This window comes from Altericroceibacterium spongiae, assembly GCF_003610805.1.
In the GTDB taxonomy this organism is placed as follows: Bacteria; Pseudomonadota; Alphaproteobacteria; order Sphingomonadales; family Sphingomonadaceae; genus Altericroceibacterium; species Altericroceibacterium spongiae.
Window position 1 is genome coordinate 165189 of the sequence record NZ_RAPF01000005.1, and the last position, 19536, is coordinate 184724.

15 protein-coding genes are annotated in these 19536 nt (G+C 54.5%); 8 read left to right on the plus strand and 7 right to left on the minus strand.

What is annotated here, in order from left to right; all coding sequences use genetic code 11:
• Window positions 1–26 precede the first annotated feature (26 nt).
• A complete protein-coding gene (locus D6851_RS11015) occupies window positions 27–1496 on the plus strand; it encodes an aldehyde dehydrogenase (RefSeq protein ID WP_120324954.1) in 1470 nt (489 codons plus the stop codon).
• Window positions 1497–1570: 74 nt separating this feature from the next.
• Here the strand turns inward: D6851_RS11015 and D6851_RS11020 are convergent, their stop codons facing one another.
• Complete coding sequence (locus D6851_RS11020) at window positions 1571–2110, minus strand: nuclear transport factor 2 family protein (RefSeq protein ID WP_238474044.1); 540 nt, start codon at window positions 2108–2110, stop codon at window positions 1571–1573.
• Between the two features lie 191 nt (window positions 2111–2301).
• On the opposite strand from D6851_RS11020, the gene D6851_RS11025 reads away from it, so the two are divergent.
• From D6851_RS11025 to D6851_RS11040, 4 genes are all read left to right on the plus strand, one after another.
• Window positions 2302–4269: a TonB-dependent receptor plug domain-containing protein gene (locus tag D6851_RS11025; RefSeq protein WP_238474045.1), complete on the plus strand. Its 1968-nt coding sequence runs from the start codon at window positions 2302–2304 to the stop codon at window positions 4267–4269.
• A 311-nt stretch (window positions 4270–4580) separates the two neighbouring features.
• Window positions 4581–6014: an exopolysaccharide biosynthesis polyprenyl glycosylphosphotransferase gene (locus D6851_RS11030; RefSeq protein WP_238474046.1), complete on the plus strand. Its 1434-nt coding sequence runs from the start codon at window positions 4581–4583 to the stop codon at window positions 6012–6014.
• A gap of 330 nt (window positions 6015–6344) precedes the next feature.
• Window positions 6345–7685: a WcaI family glycosyltransferase gene (locus D6851_RS11035; RefSeq protein WP_120324956.1), complete on the plus strand. Its 1341-nt coding sequence runs from the start codon at window positions 6345–6347 to the stop codon at window positions 7683–7685.
• Window positions 7686–8037: 352 nt separating this feature from the next.
• Window positions 8038–9912, plus strand: coding sequence for a GumC family protein (locus D6851_RS11040; protein ID WP_183030070.1), 1875 nt, complete (start codon window positions 8038–8040; stop codon window positions 9910–9912).
• Here the strand turns inward: D6851_RS11040 and D6851_RS11045 are convergent.
• Window positions 9861–10844 (minus strand): glycosyltransferase family 2 protein, encoded by a 984-nt coding sequence (locus D6851_RS11045; protein WP_120324958.1) that lies wholly within the window; start codon window positions 10842–10844, stop codon window positions 9861–9863. The two genes, D6851_RS11040 and D6851_RS11045, sit on opposite strands and share 52 nt — an antisense overlap.
• Window positions 10845–10879: 35 nt before the next feature.
• On the opposite strand from D6851_RS11045, the gene D6851_RS11050 reads away from it, so the two are divergent.
• A complete protein-coding gene (locus D6851_RS11050; protein WP_147395465.1) occupies window positions 10880–12328 on the plus strand; it encodes a hypothetical protein in 1449 nt (482 codons plus the stop codon).
• On the opposite strand, the gene D6851_RS11055 is transcribed toward D6851_RS11050, so the two are convergent.
• From D6851_RS11055 to D6851_RS11065, 3 genes are all read right to left on the minus strand, one after another.
• On the minus strand, window positions 12274–13524 hold the full coding sequence (locus D6851_RS11055) for a hypothetical protein (RefSeq protein ID WP_120324960.1): 1251 nt from the start codon (window positions 13522–13524) through the stop codon (window positions 12274–12276). The genes D6851_RS11050 and D6851_RS11055 overlap by 55 nt on opposite strands.
• The gene (locus D6851_RS11060) at window positions 13521–13952 is read right to left on the minus strand and encodes a hypothetical protein (protein WP_120324961.1); all 432 of its coding nucleotides are present in this window, start codon (window positions 13950–13952) and stop codon (window positions 13521–13523) included. Before D6851_RS11060 ends, D6851_RS11055 begins: the two co-directional genes overlap by 4 nt.
• Before the next feature lie 98 nt (window positions 13953–14050).
• A complete protein-coding gene (locus D6851_RS11065) occupies window positions 14051–15208 on the minus strand; it encodes a glycosyltransferase (RefSeq protein WP_120324962.1) in 1158 nt (385 codons plus the stop codon).
• Window positions 15209–15332: 124 nt separating this feature from the next.
• Between D6851_RS11065 and D6851_RS17765 the strand changes: the two genes are divergently transcribed.
• Together D6851_RS17765 and D6851_RS11070 are read left to right on the plus strand one after the other, a co-directional pair.
• Entirely contained in the window at window positions 15333–16715 is a 1383-nt protein-coding gene (locus D6851_RS17765; RefSeq protein ID WP_183030071.1) for a polysaccharide biosynthesis protein, read from the plus strand.
• Window positions 16712–17938, plus strand: coding sequence for a glycosyltransferase family 4 protein (locus tag D6851_RS11070; protein ID WP_183030072.1), 1227 nt, complete (start codon window positions 16712–16714; stop codon window positions 17936–17938). The genes D6851_RS17765 and D6851_RS11070 overlap by 4 nt, the downstream gene beginning before the upstream one ends.
• Here the strand turns inward: D6851_RS11070 and D6851_RS18045 are convergent.
• Window positions 17928–18260 (minus strand): LbetaH domain-containing protein, encoded by a 333-nt coding sequence (locus tag D6851_RS18045; RefSeq protein WP_238474047.1) that lies wholly within the window; start codon window positions 18258–18260, stop codon window positions 17928–17930. The genes D6851_RS11070 and D6851_RS18045 overlap by 11 nt on opposite strands.
• A 380-nt stretch (window positions 18261–18640) precedes the next feature.
• Window positions 18641–19513, minus strand: a complete 873-nt coding sequence (locus D6851_RS11080) for an amidohydrolase family protein (RefSeq protein WP_120324965.1) — start codon at window positions 19511–19513, stop codon at window positions 18641–18643.
• Window positions 19514–19536: the final 23 nt, after the last annotated feature.

The window sequence follows — 19536 nt, forward strand, 5'->3', positions numbered from 1 at the left end:
CGAAAGCGGGAATAAGGAGGAATGCCATGACACCTGAAGGTGTAAATATCACTCATCCCGATAAGCTGTTTATTGGCGGCGAATGGGTTGCGGCGACCAGTGGTCGTGAAATTGAACTGGTCTCGCCCAACAGCGAGGAAGTTGTCGGCCGCGTTGCCGAAGCCAGCAAGGAGGATATGGATAAGGCGGTTGCCGCAGCGCGCACCGCTTTTGACCATGGCCCCTGGCCCTCTACCCCGCCTGCCGAACGGGCCGCCAAACTGATGGAGATGGCTGAATATCTTGAAAAGCGTATGCCGGAACTCTGTGCTGCATGGACAGCGCAGGTCGGCGGTCTGGCCAGTTTCGCGCCGCAGATGCATGGTGGTGCAATCATGCAGCTCAAGGCGATTGCCGATCTCGGCAATACATATGAATTCGTCCAGAAGCGCCCCAGCATGATGGTGGAAACCGCGCTTATCGCGAAGGAGCCGGTTGGTGTGGTTGCCGCGATTGCACCGTGGAATGCGCCTTTCGGCATCATGATCGCCAAAGTCGGCTATGCTCTGGTGGCCGGTTGCCCGGTTATTGTGAAACCTTCGCCCGAAACGCCGCTCGAAGCCTATATCATTGCCGAAGCCGCCGAGGCGGTTGGTTTGCCCGCCGGCACGGTCAATCTGGCTGTCGGTGAGCGCGAGGCATCTGACCATCTCGTGCAGAATCCGGGGATCGACAAAGTGTCCTTCACCGGATCGACCGGCGCCGGGAAACGCATCGGTGAAGTATGCGCGAGCCGTGTTGCGCGGTGCACGCTCGAACTGGGCGGCAAATCGGCCGCGATCATTTCTGACGATTATCCGATCGAAGCGGCTGCCGGACTGCTCGGCAACACGATCACGATCATGAGCGGGCAGGTTTGTGCAATGCTGAGTCGGGCCATCGTGACTAAAGACCGCCACGATGAGCTCGCCGAAGCCATCGCCAAAGTCATGCAGGGCATCACGATCGGTCATAGTGAGGACGAGAATACGCAGCTTGGGCCACTCGCCATGAAGCGTCAGCTCGAACGGGTCGAGATGTATGTTGAGGAAGGTAAGAAAACAGCCGATCTGGTAACCGGCGGTGCGCGGCCGACCCATATGAACAAGGGTTTTTTCATGGAGCCGACTTTGTTTGCCAATGTGGACAATACCAGCCGTATTGCACAGGAAGAAATCTTCGGCCCGGTTCTGTGCCTCATTCCGGCAGAGGATGAAGAAGATGCCATCCGTATTGCCAATGAAAGCGATTACGGCCTCAACGGATCGGTGCTGACCAATGACGCCGATACGGCTTATCGCGTAGGTCGCCGGATTCGCACGGGCGGTTTCGGCCAGAATGGTTTGCAGATGGATTTCAACCTGCCTTTCGGCGGCTTCAAACAATCGGGGATCGGCCGGGAAGGCGGGCCGGATGGGATCGAGGCTTATCTCGAAACCAAGACCATGTTGTTGACCGGCACACCCAGTTCGATCTGATCGCCGGCTATAAAGCAAAGGCCTGTTCCCTATGACGGGGAGCAGGCCTTTTCCGTTTCAGAGCAGCAATGCTTTCAGTCGATTTTCTTGTCATTAGGATCGATCGGCGCATCGCTTTTCAGCATCGGATCCCAATGTTCGGCAATCTTGCCATCCTCTATACGGAACATGTCGAACCAGGTTGAATAATACGTATTGCCATGGGCGTCTTTTTCCGGGCGAACGAAAGCCATGGTGACCATATCACGTTCGGCAAGAATAGTGACGAGCGGCAGCTCCAGCACGTCCTTCAGAGGTCTTTCCGGACGCGTTGCACGGACATAGTTTTCAAGTGCGGCCCGGCCGCTTGGCACGTTGGGATTATGCTGGATATAGTCTTCGCGAATAAACTCTTTCGCGCGATCAGCATGACCACCCTGCAGCACAATACGATACATGTCGTAAACAAGCTTCTTATTGGCTGCGAGCTGTGGATCGTCGCTTGTGAGAAGGGTGCTCTGATCGTCACTCACGGTCGGGGGTGTAGGGGGCATATGTCGGATATCCTCTCCATAGGCCGGGGCGGCAAACCAGCTCGTTGACAGCATCAATCCGGCTATAATGGCCTTGTACATCCGTTTCTCTCCCTGGTGTCTTGTCTGAGCGTGCCAAAGGTGGGGTGACGCGGCAAGATGTGACCGTTAGACAAGTAACAATTCCTGGCATTCATACCCGATCTGAAAGTGATATCTGCTTTATGATTTCTCTTCGCCGCCTGATAGCTCTTTTGCTTCTCGGCGGAGGAATATTTCCGGCGTCGGTTGCCATGGCATCGGATGCAGTTGTCGACAACATACCGGATGACCGGGATATCATCGTTACCGGTAACGGGCTGCCGGAAACACCTGCAACCCCTGCCTATGATACGCAGCGGATTGACCGTGAAACGATCCTTACAAGCAGTTCCGGACGGATAGAGGACGTTCTGTCATCGGTTGCGGGTTTCCAGCAGTTTCGCCGGTCCGACAGCCGGTCGTCCAATCCGTCTGCGCAGGGTGTCACTTTACGGTCGCTGGGCGGAAATGCGACCAGCCGGGCTTTGATGATGCTCGATGGTGTGCCGCTATCCGATCCTTTTTTCGGCTATATTCCATTTAGTGCCATTGTGCCGGAAAGACTGGAAAATATTCGCGTGACGCGAGGCGGTGGTTCGGGACCGTTCGGTTCGGGGGCGCTTGCCGGCACAATCGAGCTGGAGAGTGCCGATCCATCCGAACTGGGGCTGGTCAATGCCTCCGCACTCGGGAATAATCGTGGCGAAACGGAACTGAGCGGGAGCGTGGCACCCACTGTGGGAGATGGTTTCGCGGTGGTGTCAGGTCGTTGGGATCGGGGGAAGGGATTCTATACGAGCCCCGGCGATCAGCGCGTGCCCGCCTCGGCTCGGGCAGCGTTTGATAGCTGGTCGTTCAGTGGCCGGCTGGTACAGCCCCTGGGCAGGGACTTTGAAATACAGTTCCGTGGGCTGGCTTATAACGATGAGCGGACTTTACGTTTCGATGGTGCCGATTCCTCAACAGAGGGACAGGACATCAGCATCAGGCTGGTAGGACGGGGCAGCTGGCAAGTGGATGCGCTGGCCTATGCACAATGGCGCAATTTCACCAATATTGTCATCTCTTCCAGCACATATTCCAAAGTGCTGGACCAGAAGGATACGCCCTCTACCGGTCTCGGTGGCAAGCTGGAAATCCGGCCGCCGCTGGGGGAGGACCATATACTGCGTTTCGGCATCGATTATCGTCGTTCGAAAGGCGATTTATCGGAAGACCGGTACAGTTCCTATAGCGGTGCGCTGACGGGGCGGCGGTTTGCCGGAGGCAAAAATACCGATCTCGGCCTTTTCGTGGAGAATGACTGGACGATCGGGCGGTTGATTCTGACTGGTGGTATCCGGGCGGATCGCTGGCAAATCGCCGGAGGCTACTTTCTGGAAACCGATGAAAATGGCGAACTGCTAGGTGATAACCGCTATTTGACGCGTTCGGGCTGGGATGTTTCCTATCGTATGGGAGCGATGCTCCACACCGGTAAGGCTCTTACAATCCGTGCTGCTGCCTATAGCGGCTTGCGTTTGCCGACGCTGAACGAACTATACCGCCCCTTCACCGTCTATCCGGTAGTGACCCGAGCCAATGCCGACCTGAAGAATGAGCGGCTGCACGGAGTGGATATCGGGCTGGACTGGCAACCGGTCTCCGCTGTCACGGTATCGCTCACGGCCTTCGACAATAAAGTAAAGAATGCTGTTGCTAATGTCACTCTCGCGGAGAATTTACGGCAGCGCCGCAATCTGGATGCGATTGATGCGCGGGGCCTCGAACTGGGCGCAAAGGTGAAATTAGGGACGCTGAGTTTCACTTCTTCTCTGTCCTATACCGATGCAAAAGTGGACAGCAGCGGCGATGCGGTTGCGCTTGACGATAACCGGCCGCCGCAAACACCTCGTTGGGCAGGGAGTGCAACGCTTGCCTGGGCACCTTTCAAAGACGCGCGCCTCTCAATGACCTTGCGCCATATCGGCAGGCAGTTCGAGGACGATCAGGAAACCACTATTCTGCCATCTGCGACGACACTGGATCTTTTTGCGCAATTACCGGTCTTCGGGAATGTTTCGGTCATCGCACGAACGGAAAATCTGTTCGATGAAGAAATTGTTACCCGAAATCAGGCCGGGTCTATCGACCTGGGTGTACCACGCACTGTCTGGCTTGGAATCCGGTATGGCTTCTGATTAAGCGCCCGTTCGCCAGCAAGGATCGGGCCGCATCCAACCGTGCTTCCAGAATACGATATCCAGTTATGCTGCATTGCAATAAACTTAGTTAATGAATCATAAAACTTATTGCGGCCTGGTATCAAGATACATAAAACCATTGGCAATGGGCCTGCTGGAGGTCATGATTTTTTGAAAGAAAACCCTAAATTTTAACGTCTTACCTGTTTCACGAAACGAGTTGCCGCAATATTACAGGCTGTTCATAAGGAATTTCACCTAGGGGCCTACGTAATTCCCCTTGCCTTTTCATGCCGAAAGGCAGAGTAATGCTGCATCGCAATAATCAGTCTCCACCTTTGTCCGAGCGAGCCATGAACGCGCCGACGAACAATTTTACAATTGGGCTGAAGTCTCCACGCCCTCTCGCGCCGTCTTTCGAGCGACGTCGATTGCAGATTTATCTTCTGCTGATGGTTGGAGATATCGGATCTTTGCTGATCGGTTTCGTACTGGCAGGGCTGGCCTATTTCGGGGATCTTCCATCCTCCATGGCTCTGTTCGAAATGCAGCTCTTCCTGCCGCTCTATCTTACTCTGGCTTTTTACCAGCGAGTTTACTCGATCGAGGCGCTGGAAAGCCGCAATTTTGCGATCCGTCGTTTGATCCTCAGCATGGCACTATCGGCAGCCTTGCTGGTTTTCGTCGTTTTTTACACCAAATCGGCAGAAGATTTTTCACGCGCAGTATATGCGCTTGGGCTCGTATTCAGCCTTATGCTGATGATCGCATTGCGCTTTTGCATGTTCAGCTTTCTGCATCGCTTCATCGGCCCGACCGCGCTTAATGTGCTGGTGATCGACGATGGCGGGCCCGCTGTGAAGCTCGATCATGCTTATCGGCTCAATGCCGAAGAACATCAGCTGCACGACTTCAAACAGAATCCGGGCGCGCTCGACCGTCTCGGGCGGTACGTGGCCAATATGGACCGGGTGATTGTCAGCTGTCCGCTGGCTCAGCGTGAGGAATGGTCTTTCGTCCTTCGTGCTGCGGGGATCAATGGTGAACTGGTATCTGAATCGCTTCACGAACTGGGTGCGATCGGATTGCATCGCGAACAGCATTTCACCTCTCTTGCGATTGCTGCCGGGCCGCTCGATCTGCGTGCACGCATTCTCAAAAGGCTCTTTGACCTGGCGATCGCCATTCCGGCACTGATTTGCCTGTCGCCTCTCATGATTATCGCGGCGCTTGCGGTGAAGCTGGAAAGCGAAGGGCCGGTGTTTTTCGTTCAGCGCCGTCTCGGGCGCGGCAATCGTTTCTTCCCGATGTTTAAGTTCCGTTCGATGCGGGCTGCAGAATCGGATGCCGACGGCACGAGATCCGCAGCGAAGGATGATGACCGGATTACTCGTGTTGGCCGCATTTTGCGCAAGACCAGTGTCGATGAGCTGCCGCAGCTTTTGAATGTGTTACGCGGTGATATGAGCATAGTCGGTCCACGCCCGCATGCTTTGGGCTCCCAGGCTGGGACAAAGCTCTTCTGGGAAGTCGACGTTGCCTATTGGCATCGCCATTCGCTCAAACCCGGTTTGACCGGGCTGGCGCAGGTGCGCGGTTTTCGTGGGGCGACCGATCGTGAAAGAGATTTGCAGGATCGTCTGCAATCCGATCTGGAATATATCGCGAACTGGAATCTGCCGGGCGATATTCTGATTCTGTTCCGAACACTCGCCGTAGTTGTTCATGACCGCGCTTTCTGACTAACAGATCCGGTAAGCCCGGAAGCATAGCATTCTGGAAACAAAGAACCGTCCCGTCATGGGGCGGTTCTTTGTTTTTGCCGATGGCAGAGAGTCGAGTGATTGCCATGCCAGCCAGAAAAGGCAGTATAGAAGCTCCAATAATAAAATCGGTCCGGTTTCGTTAAGGTGAGGGGGCGCCTTTATGCAATCGATAATGTTGAACGGATCTGTTCTCTGGAAAGAGGGCAGCTTTTTTCTAAGAACAATCAGCTATATTTTTCGATTTCCGGCTTGGATTTGTTGGAAAGGTAACTCTGCTCTTTTGAGTGTAAGAAGAGGAGAGGAAATGTGAAACTGGCATTCCTCTCGCTCAACTATGCACCGGAACAGATCGGGATCGGGCCATATAGCTGCATGACTGCAGAAATGCTGGCTGCGGCCGGGCATGAAGTTAGCGTCATTTGCGGCAAACCCTATTATCCGGAATGGAGGATTGCAGAGAGCTATCGTCCGGGGTTTTATACCACACGGCGGGAGGCGGGTGTTCGTGTCACCCGTTGTCCGCATTATGTGCCCGCCCGGCCTGGTGGTGTGAAGCGATTGCTGCATCATTTCACCTTTGCGCTAAGCGCTTTTTGCGCATTGCTTTATCAGACGGCGAGGCAACGGCCCGATGTTATATTGGCCACGGCTCCCTCTCTTATCGCGGCTCTGGGAGGTCGTGTGGTCGCCGGGCTTTGCGGTGCACGCTTCTGGTTGCATGTGCAGGATTTTGAGCTGGAAGCCGCGCAGGCTGCAGGTGTGCTTTCCAAGGGGTTTCCGGGAAACCGCCTGGTAGGAATGGCCGAAAGCCATTTCTTCCGGAGCGCCGATATCGTTAGTTCGATTTCACCTCAAATGTGTCAGCGGCTGGCCGATAAAGGTGTCGCCCAGGAGCGCATCGTCGAATTTCCAAACTGGGCCGAGGACGACACTATTCGTCCCCTGTCGCGAAATACCGATCTGCGGCGCGAATGGTCGCTGGGGGACCGCACCGTTGTTTTATATTCGGGGAATATCGGTCGCAAACAGGGGCTGAATATCGTTCTGGAAGCGGCGCGCGATCTTCAACATCGTCAGGATCTGATATTTGTAATATGCGGGGAAGGGCCGGAACGGACGGAGCTTGAGCGGCAGGCCGTGGGGTTGGATCATTGTCTTATCAAGCCTTTGCAATCTCGTGAGAGGCTCGGTGAACTGCTTGCGACAGCGGATATTTTTATATTGCCGCAGCTTGCTGACGCTGCCGACCTCGTTTTGCCGTCCAAACTGCCCAATATGATGGCTGCCGGAAGACCGGTGATTGCCACGACAGAACCGGGTACAGGAGTTTACGACGAGATCCGTAATGTCGGAATAGCCACCAGGCCGGGTGATCCTGTTGCTCTGGCGCGGGCAATAGAGCGACTGGCCGATAATCCTGCTCTTCGCGAAGATTTGGGATATCGGGCGCGATGGAAAGCGATTTCCCGCTGGGCCCGTGATGGAATTCTTAAACGCTTTCTGTGTGATTTCACAAGGGTGGCAAACATCCCGCGCTCCAGCCGGCGGAAAGGAAGGGGGGCGATTGTGAGCCTGATATTTCTTACCATTGGTTTGACGGGTTTTTTCAGTCGTCTCGCCTGGTTGCTGCTGGCCGGGAATTTTTAATTATATGGCGCAGCCTGCTGAAACAAACTGCCCTGACAAAAACCGCAGCGATGGCGGTTTTTCAGAAACCACTTCGCAGTTTCCTTCCAAAGCCCGAATAAGACAAAGCGGTCTACCGGATATCTGGCCGTATATTCGTCGGCAGCGCCGGGACATCCTTGTAATCCTGTGTTGTACATTTGCTCTCGGTGCGATCTTTCATTTTATGAGAACGCCGCAATATCGATCCGAGGCGAGTCTTGAGGTTACCAAAGTACAGCCATTTCCAGTCGAAACCATAACCAGTCCTGCGGGGACCGACATCGAAAAGCGTTTTTTGCACACTCAGGGTGAGATTTTGCAGAGCAGAGCTTTGGCTGAAAGGGTCGCCGAGCGGCTCAATATGCTAAAAGACGATGCCGTATTGATTGCACTGACCGGTGGTCGAGCCAACGACAGTCGTGATGCCGAGCATCGGAAAAATCGCGTGATTCAAAAACTAAGGGAAGGGTTATCGGTTCATCTTTCGGATAAGTCGCAGATAATTGGCCTGTCCTTTGAAAGCCCCGATCCTGCTTTGTCGCGTGCTGTTACAAATGCTTATATTGCCGCTTTTGTTACCGCTAATGTGCAACAGCAATTCGATTCAACACGTTACGCGCAACGTTTATTGACGGAACGTTTGCGCGAAATGCGCAAAGAGCTGGCTTACGCCGAAAAAGCTCTCAACAAATATGCCAGACAGCATGATCTGCTCCGGGCCGGGGGAACGGCAATGGGCGAAGCTGATGATACGCAGCAATCCATGCTGGGGGCAGCGCTTGGACAGATCAATGAAGTTCTCGGAGAAGCCCGTGCTGCCCGTATCGAAGCACAGAGTCGCTGGGAAGCAGTGGTGGATTCTGATCCTCTCACGAGTCCGGAAGTGCTCGCCAGCCCTGCCATTCAACAATTGCTCCAGCGTCAGGCCAATGTGGAAGCGGAGCTTGAGAAGGGCAATGCCATCTATCTGCCCGATCACCCCGATATTCGCCGTTTGCAGGCTGAACGTAAGGCACTGAAAAGTCAGATCAGTCGTCTGGCCAATACGATCCGAGCGTCGATAGGCGAGACGTATCAGGCGGCTCTAACTCGTGAAAACGAACTCGTCATGCAATTGCGTAACTTGCGTGGCGAAAGTCTGGACGAGAATGATGCCTCTGTGGCTTATAATATTCTTGCGCGTGAAGCGGCGGCCAAACGGAGCCAGTATCGTGCCTTGCTGGATCGCTACAATGGGTTGAACAATTCATCGAATACGGTCCAAAACAATATCGCAGTGATAGATGAGGCTTCGCTGTCTATGGAACCATCTTCACCTCGTTTACTGATAAGCGGTGCTGTTGCTCTTATGGCAGGTTTCGCGCTGGCGGCAGTTTGGACTCTATGGCGTTCTCAGGGAGATGATACGCTGCGCATGTCGCAGGATCTGTCCGATAAAATCGGACTGCCTGTCCTCGGAATGATCCCTGCGAGTGAGGCTGGACTATCTCCAATGCAGGAACTGGAGAATGGCAGATCGGCGCTCAGCGAAGCCTATAACGCCCTGCGTACGGCGCTTACGCATTCGACAGCAAAGGGTTTGCCGCCCGTTCTCCTCATTACCAGCGTGCAAGCCGGCGAAGGCAAGAGCGTGACCAGCTATGCAATCGCCTTGGCGTTCGCAAGGCTCGGCGTAAACACCCTGCTGGTCGATGTGGATCTTCGCCGGCCAGCACTGCATCATTTGCTCGATTGTCTGAATGACGACGGGCTATCACGTGCTCTGGAAGAAGGCGTCGATCCTCTGGGTTTTATAAAGCCTGCCGGTAAGAACCATTTGTTCCGCCTGACAGCGGGGCCGGTGCCCGATAATCCTACCGATCTGCTCAGCGATCCCCGGTTCGAGACTTTTCTCGATAATGCCCGTTTGTATCATGAGGTGGTCATTCTTGACGGCCCTCCTGTTGTCGGTTTGGCTGACGCGCCCATTATTGGCAGTCTGGCCGATGGTACAATACTAGTGACGGAGGCCAATCGAACAACGATTAGAGCATGTGAAACGGCTGCCGAACGTTTGCGTTGTGCTAATAATTATCTGTTGGGCACTGTACTGACTAAGTTCACAGCGCGTTCTGTCGGACGGCACCTGTCCTATCAGGACAGGGAATATTGGCGCTATGGTGTTGGTGCGCGCGCCTTTGATGCCGTTCCGGCAGGGCGGGTATGAAATCTTTGCCCGCTGAAAAGTGTAAAACCGGTCAGTTCTTCGAGGCGGTTCAAGCGATTTGTCCGGTTGCGCAATGGGCGCAATTCGCGGTCCCATTGGGCCACTTTCGCCGAGACCAGCAAACGGTACCAGAAGCCTTGCAGGAAATGGTAGATCAGGCCTTCCTTCCCGTCGAGGAAGCCGCCTTTGATAAAATAGCGATAAAGAAAATATCCCAGCGGTCCGAGGCCGAAGGGAAGGCGCCCATAGATGTGTACCTTCAGCCAGCGTCGGAAACAGGCGCTGCCCTGAAGCTTGCCGGCGATGGTTTTGTTGCTACCGAACAGAGCGTAACGTTCCCCGAAAATCGCGATCGCTTCTCGTGTGGCATAGGCATTATGTTTGGCGGTAAACTGTGTGAGATCGTTCAGATTGATATCTGCGAAACCACCGTGCAGACGGATGCTGTTACCCTGGGTGAGAACGATGTGTTCATCCATCCATCTATCCTCGGAATGTCCGCAATGTGTGCGAAACAGGCGCAGCATCCACACGGGGTAGCGTCCTCCATGACGGATCCAGCGTCCCATGAAGACATGTTTCCGGGGAAATTCGATTCCGGTAATATGGGCAGGAAGGGACGGAAGAGTGAGGCTGATCGCCTTTGCCAGATCGTTTTCGATGACTTCATCAGCATCGAGGCGGAGCACCCATTCCGTTTCGATAGGCAGCGTCTTGAGTGCCCAGTTGAACTGCTGTGCCTGATTGATGAAATGATGGGTGACAGTTTGCGCACCATAGGCCCGGGCAACGGCCAGAGTGTCGTCATCCGAACCGGAGTCCACGACAAAAACAGTTTTGGCGAAAGGCTGCACGCTTACAATAGCCCGCGCAATATGGCGGGCTTCATTAAAGCTCAGAATAATTACAGAAATATCAGGATCGGTGCGCATGCAAATCCTCCCTCCCAGGATGCGGCAATCCGGCGATGATGGAAGCTATCCTATCCCGGTCTCAGGCTCTGGCGAGAGGCTCGCGACATGAGGTCTCGCAATGGGACAGGAGTGTATGGCGGCAATGGAGTGTGCGGCTGGTCCTGTTGTTTCTGCTCCTGCTGCCCATCGAAGGTATATTGCGCAAATGGCTGCTCAATCCCTGGCAGCAGCCTCTCATCCTTTTACGTGACCCGGTGGTTCTCGCTCTCCTTGTTACGCATATTATGGATAACCGGTCTTGCCTGCCCCGCTGGTTGCTTCTCTGGATGTTTGCTGTGGCTGGTTTGCTGTTGTTCGGAGCGATTCAGATTATCGCAGGTGACGCTTCACTCGCTGCGTTTCTCTACGGATTGCGCATTACTATGCTGTTCATTCCCGTCAGTTTCGTAATGCGCGATGTCTTTTTGATCGAGGACTGGCGGCGGTTGATACAGCTTTGCTGCTGGTTGAGCCTCCCAATGGCCGTACTGGTCATCTGGCAATATCATGCACCGGTCAGTGCTTTGATCAATCGCGGGGTGAGCGATGATCCCGAAGCCTACGTCTTTCAGGTCGTAAGGGGTGTTGTGCGGCCTTACGGTGTGTTCCCTTTTGTCACACCGCAATCAGCCTTCTGTGTAATGTTGGCGGCGTTGTTTCTGGCGGCGTGGGATCGGCGCAAGCTATGGACGATCCCAATCGCTCCGCTGACGATCGGTACGGCTTCACTCGTTGTCATGACGGTCCTGTCGGGATCTCGGACTGTATTTTTCGGAGTGGCTATGGTCGGGATCATATATGGATTGGGTGGACTGATTTTCGCCGGGCCAGTGCGGATGGCTGGACGACTCACGGGCATGGGGCTTACTGCGGCGATACTGGCAGTCACCGTTTCGCTCCTGTTTCCAAACGCTTTATCAGATATGGCAGCCCGACAGCAGGAAGCCTTCATATCGGAAGGATCGGCTCTGCACCGGGCTGTTATGATTTTGTCACCTTTCCCTCCCGATGGGTTGGCACCTGATCTTGTGGGTCAGGGTCTCGGAGCCGGCTCGAATGCCGGAGGTTTTCTGATAAAGGGCGCAAGGGGGTTCACGCTTTCCGAATATGAGGTTGCCCGGGTCCTGCAAGAAGCGGGTCTTCTGGTCGGGAGCCTTATGCTTGCGTTCCGTGGAGCTGTTATAGTGTGGGGTCTGGGAAGGGCGGCATATATTGCATATTGGAACGGTAGCGCTGCCTCTTTTTCTCTGATCGGGGCGGTGGGAATGCAGTTTTTCATATTCCAGCTTAGCGGTCAGAATCAGATTGCCTCGATTGGCTGGTTTTCCTGTGGTTTGCTGTTCTGTTGCTTACGATTTTCGGACAGGAATGACCCGGCAGGGGAGCCGGATCATTCGCTTGGCGCAGATCACAGAGCCAGAATGGCGGTACGGGCTGTTTCTGCCAGCCGGACAGAGAGGTAGTCGACACCTTTCATGGTCGGATGAGTTCCGTCATCGGCAATATAGATATCGCCATTTCCGACACCGGTCGGCATACTTTCAGTGCCTGCACCGGTTTGCCAGGGCTCACCGCCGGTTGAGCCGCGGACTCCTGCCGAATTCCGCCATTCTCCGTGGATATTGTCGATCAGAACCCATGGGCCGGGAAGTGACGAAATGGCCTGATCGATCACTGTCTGAATGGTTTCGAATTTGGTGCTCGCCACGCGTGTGGCAGTGGGGTCGGGCCACCAGTTCCCTCCTGCAATGATGATAGCACGGGGAAACAATGCACGTCGGGCAAGCAGAACGCTTCGCACCTGGTCGACAGTCAGGGACGGCAAGTCATTGATACCGCCCAACACGAAATCGATATCGCTATTCCATTCGGCAAAGCTTTGCTGCGCGACATGACCGGGCGTCGAGCGGGCGAGGAAGTGGTCTTCAGGTGCCGGATCGGAGGCGTTACTCTGCGCATAGCCGGTGCCGCCGAGTGTATCCTGTTGTACACCGGAACAGCCCAGCAGCATACCGATCTGCATGGCGAGTTTCGTTTGCGATCCGGGCTTTGAGCCATAACTATCTGTAACGGCGCTTATTGATATAGCGCCCGCTCCGCTAATGCGGCCCGGTGCCATACTATAGGTTGGGCCGATATAGGCACCAGCCATGCTTCCGACATTAAAGCTGATTTCGCGCATTTCGGCAGATGTGAAATGAAGGCTCACAATGTAACGAGTCGAGCCATTTACTGTCCATTCAAAAGGCGCAGCGGAGGCTCTTTTGCCATCGATAAGGAATTGTACCCGCTGGCTGCGGGAAAAGAGCAGATCCACCTGATCGGCATCGGTCATCAGGGAGAAGACCATATGCTGCGGTGCAGGGCCGGGATTTGTATAAAACCCAACATCTCGACCACCATGCGATGCGGTAAAGTTAACCGTAGAAAGTTCACTAAAATGGCACCCCATGCGAGGATCGGGCACAGGAATAAACTGCGCCGAAGGAATGGTGCTGGATGCGAAATCGGCACCCTTATTAATCGTTGGCGGTTCTGCCATTACAGGAGGAAAGCGGCAGGGCGCGCGAAGTAGCGCATTCTGAATGACAGCCAGGTGTGCGCGATCAATGGCTTGCGTGGCGAGCGCTCTTGCGCTGATATCGATGCTGCCGGTCATTGAGCGATCCGGAAAGTAAGAGTTCCGGACAGAATATCCACGAGCAAACGATAATAGGTATCGGCTTCGCTTTCAAACGTAACAGCTTCGCAGATATTGCCTGTAAATTGCCCCCAAATCTTTCCGGACAGAGTAAGATTGTGCCAGGTCGTTCCGTCGGTTGAGCGTTGCAGCATGGTCATACCGCTCCATTCGCCCGACAGGGTCAGCCAGATAGCCCGTCCGCTAACTGCGGAAAAACTGGCGGTAGCGCCGCTTTCCTCCATCGTGCCGGTAAGGGCATCTGTGTAGGATGTATCGGCTCGCAGGCTGACGGGCAGTGGGCGGTCGGCCGTGACGAGAAGAGCCTTTTCTTCGGGGCCGGCAAAGGCAAGGGCCAGAGGGGGGACATAGGATGCCGGTATTTCTATCGGGAATGTAGTCGCCACAGCATGCTCCTTCAGTTGAGAATTGAGGAGCATGAAATAACCAAAAAGGTTATTTGTAGGAAAATATAAAATCAGTCGAGTTAGGACAGGATGGTAGTTTAGAGCAGTTTTTGCAAAGTCGCGATGAGATGGGGGGCGTTCCGGTTGATATCGTAATCCCGCAAGAAAAGAGCGCGGGCTTCACTGCGCATTTTGCGGCGGGCGGTTTCAGATGTGTTTTGCCAACGTTGCAGCAGCGCATATGTCCCATCCAGAGTATCGTTTGCGATAAACCCAGCTCCAGATTGCATTACATTCCTGGCAATCGCCACCTGATCTGACAAAAGAGCCGGTGTCGCCATGGCGAGCGCTTCCGTAGCGGCAATCCCGAAATTCTCCTGATGGGAAGGAAGGATGAAAGCTTCCGCCTTGCGGAATAGATCGGCTTTGTCCGTACCATATGCCGGACCTGTCCATAAGACATGTCGGGTCAGGCCCAACGCCTCGCTTTGTTCACGCAGAAAGGGGAGGCGGCCTTCCTCATCAGGACCGGTAAAACGAATGGTCGGCCGGTAAGGTGCAGCAATCCGGCTTAATGCCTGTAGCAGCATATCGACCCCTTTCTTGCGGTGTAACCTTCCGAGAAACAGAAGATAAGGTTCCCTCGCTGCCTGTGGATCGACCGGCTGGTTGAGAGCGGGATCGGCAGTGCCATATCCCACGACCGTTCCGCGATAATGATGGTGGGGAAAGCAACCGGCTGCGCGCTGTTTTTCTTCTTCGCTGGTAAACAGGACAGAACGAGCCCGGGCGAGCAGAGGGCCTTCCACTATGCTCCATGACAGACATTTTGCGGCATGCTTCACAGGGAAGCGCTTACGGAACCATGGGTCGAGCATACCATGTGCGAAAACGAAATAGGGCAGGCCGCTATGCGGAAGCACCTGCCGTGCCGCCAGTGAAGCGGCGTTCCACAACCCATGAATAATTGCGCAGTCGAACCGTTCCGCATTATCGCGGAGCCATGCACATAACCGGGCGCCTGAACCGTATTTTTGTATCTTTCGGGGTGTGCGCAGGAAGTGATGCGTATTGCCCAGCGCATGGGTTCTGAGCGGTAAATCGGTCAGCCAGATTGCATCAGGCGGGTCAAGCGTAGCAATTTCCCGCTCCACATTGAAAGGGCTGCCGCATGTCACGGCATGATGCATCAGGATACCGGCAATCGGACCTCCGGTAGCAGGATCGGTGCTGTGAATAATATGAAGGATACGCAATGGACCGTTTCCTGCGCGCTGCTGTGCCAGGATAGAACGGTGGCAAGTCAGGCTGATCTCTTCAAGCCAGAGCAGGGTAGTGTGCCCGAATGGATCACCCTGGGATGGGGAAGGGGCAGGGCATATGATCGAGAGGCTGATAGCTGGCGTGATCGGGCAGGCTTCAGCCCGTGTGATGGTCGCAATTTATCAACTCGCTATTATTCCGCTGATGATCGCTGGCTGGGGTGCCGATCTTTACGGCGAATGGCTTATCCTTACAGGGCTGGCAACCTATTTGGCGATTTCCGGACAAGGGCTGGTAACTGCCGGCGCCATGCAAATCATCCATAAACTGGCCAAGGGAGAGGAAGAGGATGCAAAAGAGACTCTTGCTGCAAGTTTCACCGCCATCCTGCTCGCAGGTTTTTTCTTTTTACTCTTTTCGCTTTGCCTTTTTGCAGGATTCGGTCTTGGCCGCTTTCTGTCTGTAACCCATATAAATGGCGAAGAACTGCTGGCCTTGCTCTTGCTGGTGAGCATGCAGATCACGTCACTTTCTTGTCGCAGCCTTTTCATGGCTATTGTCCATGCTACGGGAGATTATGCCCGCCCTGCTTTGCTCTCTTCTGCCGTCAGAGGCGGAGAGTTTGCCGGTAGTGCTACAATAGTTTTGCTTGGGGGCGGGCCACTTGGTGTGGCTGGGTGGATTACGATCATGGCCGTAATCGATTGTGTCGCTCAATGGCATTTTGCACGCTCCCATTCGTCTCGACTGAGATTATCTCTTACTTTCCGTTTGCGGTCCGCACGCAATGGTCTCGTCACACCCACGCTCGGCAATATTGCTACGGCTCTCGCTATAAACGGCATTGGAATACAGGGATTCCGGCTGATAACAGCAGCTACGCTGGGAAGTGCCGCCGTAGCTGTTCTTGCGATCTATACGGCATTGCTGCGATTCACAGAACATTGTACCAATATGGTTCTTCCTGTGCTTCAGCTCGAACTGGCCAGAAGAGGCGTTGAGTCACAGAACCGGAAAACGGTATTGTCAGCCGTCGGCCTTGCGACTTTGGCTGGTCTTGTCATTGCACTAAGCTGGCTGGTTATCTTATTTCTGGTAGGCGCATGGCTTTGTCCATGGTTGACCGGCGGACAAGTGATATTCGATCCGCACCTGCTTCTTATCCTGGGTGCTGGTACATTGTTTGTTCAGGCGGGCCGCCCCTCTCTAACCTGTCTGACTGCGCGAAATCATACAGGTGCTGCAGGGTTGCTATTGTTAGCGGGATGGAGTCTGGCCTTGCTGGTTGCTGTTCCATTGGTGATGGTAGCCGGTTTGCACGGTGTTGTACTGGCACTGACATTTGGGGAAGCAGTATCCTTTCTGGTCTGCCTTCATATGGCGGCGCATTATCTCGCAATCGGACCATGGTTATATTTGGTTGCTTTGTTGCATCCTCGAACCGGGGCAAGTCTTGTCGCTCGTCAATGGGGGTGCTGGCGTCAGAGGCCGCGGGCGTGATTGTCCTGTCCCATCCGACAGGCGCTACACATGCGCACATGCTGGCTGAAGCACTGAGTGATACCGGCTTTTTGGAACGATTCTATACCAGCCTCGATCTCACTCCTTTAAAACCCCTGATAGAGCATCTTCCAAGGGCCTTGGCAGATGAAGCCAATCGGCGTGTTTTCGCGTTGTCTCCGGGAAAGAGCCGGACAGTTCTGCTGCGTGAAGCGCTGGCATTGATGGCCGAGCGTTTACCTGTACTGCATGCTTTTGAGCTGACGCGTAGCTATCGTCGAAATGGAATGAACCGTCAGTTCGATCGGGCGGTGGCGCGCCATCTGACCAAGGAAAAACGTGCAAGGGGTTTTTACGGATACATTGATTCCTCACCTCGCTCGCTTGAGATGGCCCGGAATATGGGGCTGACCAGTTTCATAGAGATGACCACCTGCTTTCGTGCTTTCGATGAAGCCCTGTTTGCCGAAGAACGGGAACTGCAACCCGGCTGGGCTGCAACATTGCCACCTAAGCGGGCTGGCGATGGTGCTTTTGGGGCCGATGAGCAGGCGCGTATATTGCATATGGCAACTCATATTGTAGCGCCGAGCCGTTTCGTGCTGCGGAGCCTGCCACAAGCAGTGTCTCAAAAATCTCTGTTGTATCCTTATAGCGTAGCGCACAAAGCGGTTTCCCTGGCGCCGACATCTCGTGAAAAACCTTTAAGAGTGCTGTTTGTGGGAGCGCTTACGCAGCGTAAGGGGATCGCCTATCTGGCCAGTGCACTCAACAGGATGGGGGCAGACTGTCAATTGACGGTAATCGGCCGCAAAGTGACGACCGATTGTCAGGCGGTGGACCGTCTGCTTATGCGCGCCATATGGCATCCTTCGTTGCCCAATCCGCACGTGCGGCGGATTATGCAGCAGCACGATGTTCTGGTTCTGCCATCTTTGTCGGATGCATTCGGGCTGGTGGTGACCGAGGCAATGGGGCAGGGCCTGCCCGTTATTGTGACACATAATGTCGGAGCGGGCGAACTGATCCGAGACGGGCAGGAGGGCTTCATATTGCCCGTCCGGGACAGTGATGCGATAGCACAGGCCTTGCATATTCTGGCCGCAGACCGTGATCGGCTGGAAGCAATGCGGTTCGCTGCGTGGTATCGGGCGGAAGAACTGCTACAGCAAAATGCTTTGGCCGATTTCGTGGCGCAACTCTCGGTTCTGCTTAAAAAGTAATGTTGCGCCGTCGCAAAAGCCGGGCCGGGTTGCCGATATAGATACTGGCCTCTTCGCAATCCTTAAAGCAAACACATCGCGCACCGAGGACCGCACCGCGTCCGACTGTTACGCCGGGTCCGACAAATGCGCCTGCCGCTATCCAGCTATGCGCGCCAAGCGTGATCGGGGCAGCTACCAGTGGATGCGCTGGATTATCGGGGTCGTGGCTGCCTGTGACCAGTTCTGCATCTTGTGAAACAATGGCGTAGGCGGCAATCCGGAGAGGAGCGATGTTATAGCAGTTTACGCGGGGGCCAATTGTCGCATGGCAGTCCATCAAGAGATGTGCAGGACACCAGATCCGGGCAGATGAATATATCCGTGATGTCGAATGGAGGCGGGCTCCGAAAAGGCGAAGAACCCATCTGCGCCACCCATGGCAGCAGGGAGGTGTCCAGCGGGCAAGGAGCAGCCAGACAATCCCGAATGCTGCGCGGTAACAGCGATGACGGGCGGAAAAACTCGCTCCGCCTTCCATCGGTGTTTTGTTACGCGCAGGTGATGCAGGGCCAGCTTGCATGTCTCTTCCCCCTCCTTCTGCTCTATGGCAGAGAGGGAAAAGCTGCCACTCTGTCCAGGTGGCTGTCTATGAATGAAGCAGCTTCATATGTTGGCGAAAAAGGGCCGACAAGCGTTGCAATGCCCTAACCGGGCAAGCGATCATGACAGGCCCAGAATCCGCGCAGCATTGTCTTTCATGATAAGCGGCATGACTTCATCCTTGAAGCCTACATCCTTTGCCGCAGCGATCCATTTATCCGGGTGGATGAGCGGGAAATCGGAGCCGAAAAGCATCTTCTTCTTTAGCTGCGTATTTGCATAGCGAATAATCTGCGGCATGAAATATTTCGGGCTCCAGCCTGACAGATCGATAAAAACATTGTCTTTATGCAAGGCCATGGACAAGCTCTCATCGACCCAGGGCCAGCTTGGATGGGCCAGAATGATTTTCATGTCGGGGAAGTCCACAGCCACATCATCGATCAGCATGGGCTGGCCATATTTAAGCCGCATGCCGCCGCCGCCGCGCATACCGGTCCCCATACCCGAATGGCCGGTATGGAATATCACCGGCAGTTTGTATTCGTTGATAACTTCATAAATTGGATAGGCCATCCGGTCGGCAGGATGCGCATTTTGCGCAATGCCGTGAAATTTGAAGCCTTTTACACCATGATTTTCTACCAGATCGCGGGCTTCCCGGGCGCCATATTTGCCTTTGTGAGGGTCGATACTGGCAAAAGCCATGCAGATATCGTCATTCTTCTGCGCGAATTCAGCAATTTCGTAATTGGAAACGCGCTTGGCGCCCATGCCGCTCTCACAATCGACGGTGAAAAGACACAATGCGATTTCAGTTTCGCGATACAGTTCAATGATCTCGGGAATTTTGGGGCGTTCGCGCGGAGCCTTGAAATAGGTACTGGCCGCATCGAAAAACTTTCCCATCACGGGGTCTTCGGGATCGTGGCACGACACTTCGGCATGGACGTGAACATCGATCGCGCGGATCTTTGAAATATCGATTGGCATCGCTCTGCTCCCCGGAAATTCTT

Bases quoted from the DNA above. Each gene is read 5' to 3' on its own strand.
- D6851_RS11045 (WP_120324958.1), bottom strand. From the start codon at position 10,844: ATGCGCACCGATCCTGATATTTCTGTAATTATTCTGAGCTTTAATGAA.
- D6851_RS11015 (WP_120324954.1), top strand. From the start codon at position 27: ATGACACCTGAAGGTGTAAATATCACTCATCCCGATAAGCTGTTTATT.
- D6851_RS17765 (WP_183030071.1), top strand. From the start codon at position 15,333: ATGATCGAGAGGCTGATAGCTGGCGTGATCGGGCAGGCTTCAGCCCGT.
- D6851_RS11020 (WP_238474044.1), bottom strand. From the start codon at position 2,110: ATGTACAAGGCCATTATAGCCGGATTGATGCTGTCAACGAGCTGGTTT.
- D6851_RS11025 (WP_238474045.1), top strand. From the start codon at position 2,302: ATGGCATCGGATGCAGTTGTCGACAACATACCGGATGACCGGGATATC.
- D6851_RS11030 (WP_238474046.1), top strand. From the start codon at position 4,581: ATGCTGCATCGCAATAATCAGTCTCCACCTTTGTCCGAGCGAGCCATG.
- D6851_RS11080 (WP_120324965.1), bottom strand. From the start codon at position 19,513: ATGCCAATCGATATTTCAAAGATCCGCGCGATCGATGTTCACGTCCAT.
- D6851_RS11055 (WP_120324960.1), bottom strand. From the start codon at position 13,524: ATGACCGGCAGCATCGATATCAGCGCAAGAGCGCTCGCCACGCAAGCC.
- D6851_RS11050 (WP_147395465.1), top strand. From the start codon at position 10,880: ATGATGGAAGCTATCCTATCCCGGTCTCAGGCTCTGGCGAGAGGCTCG.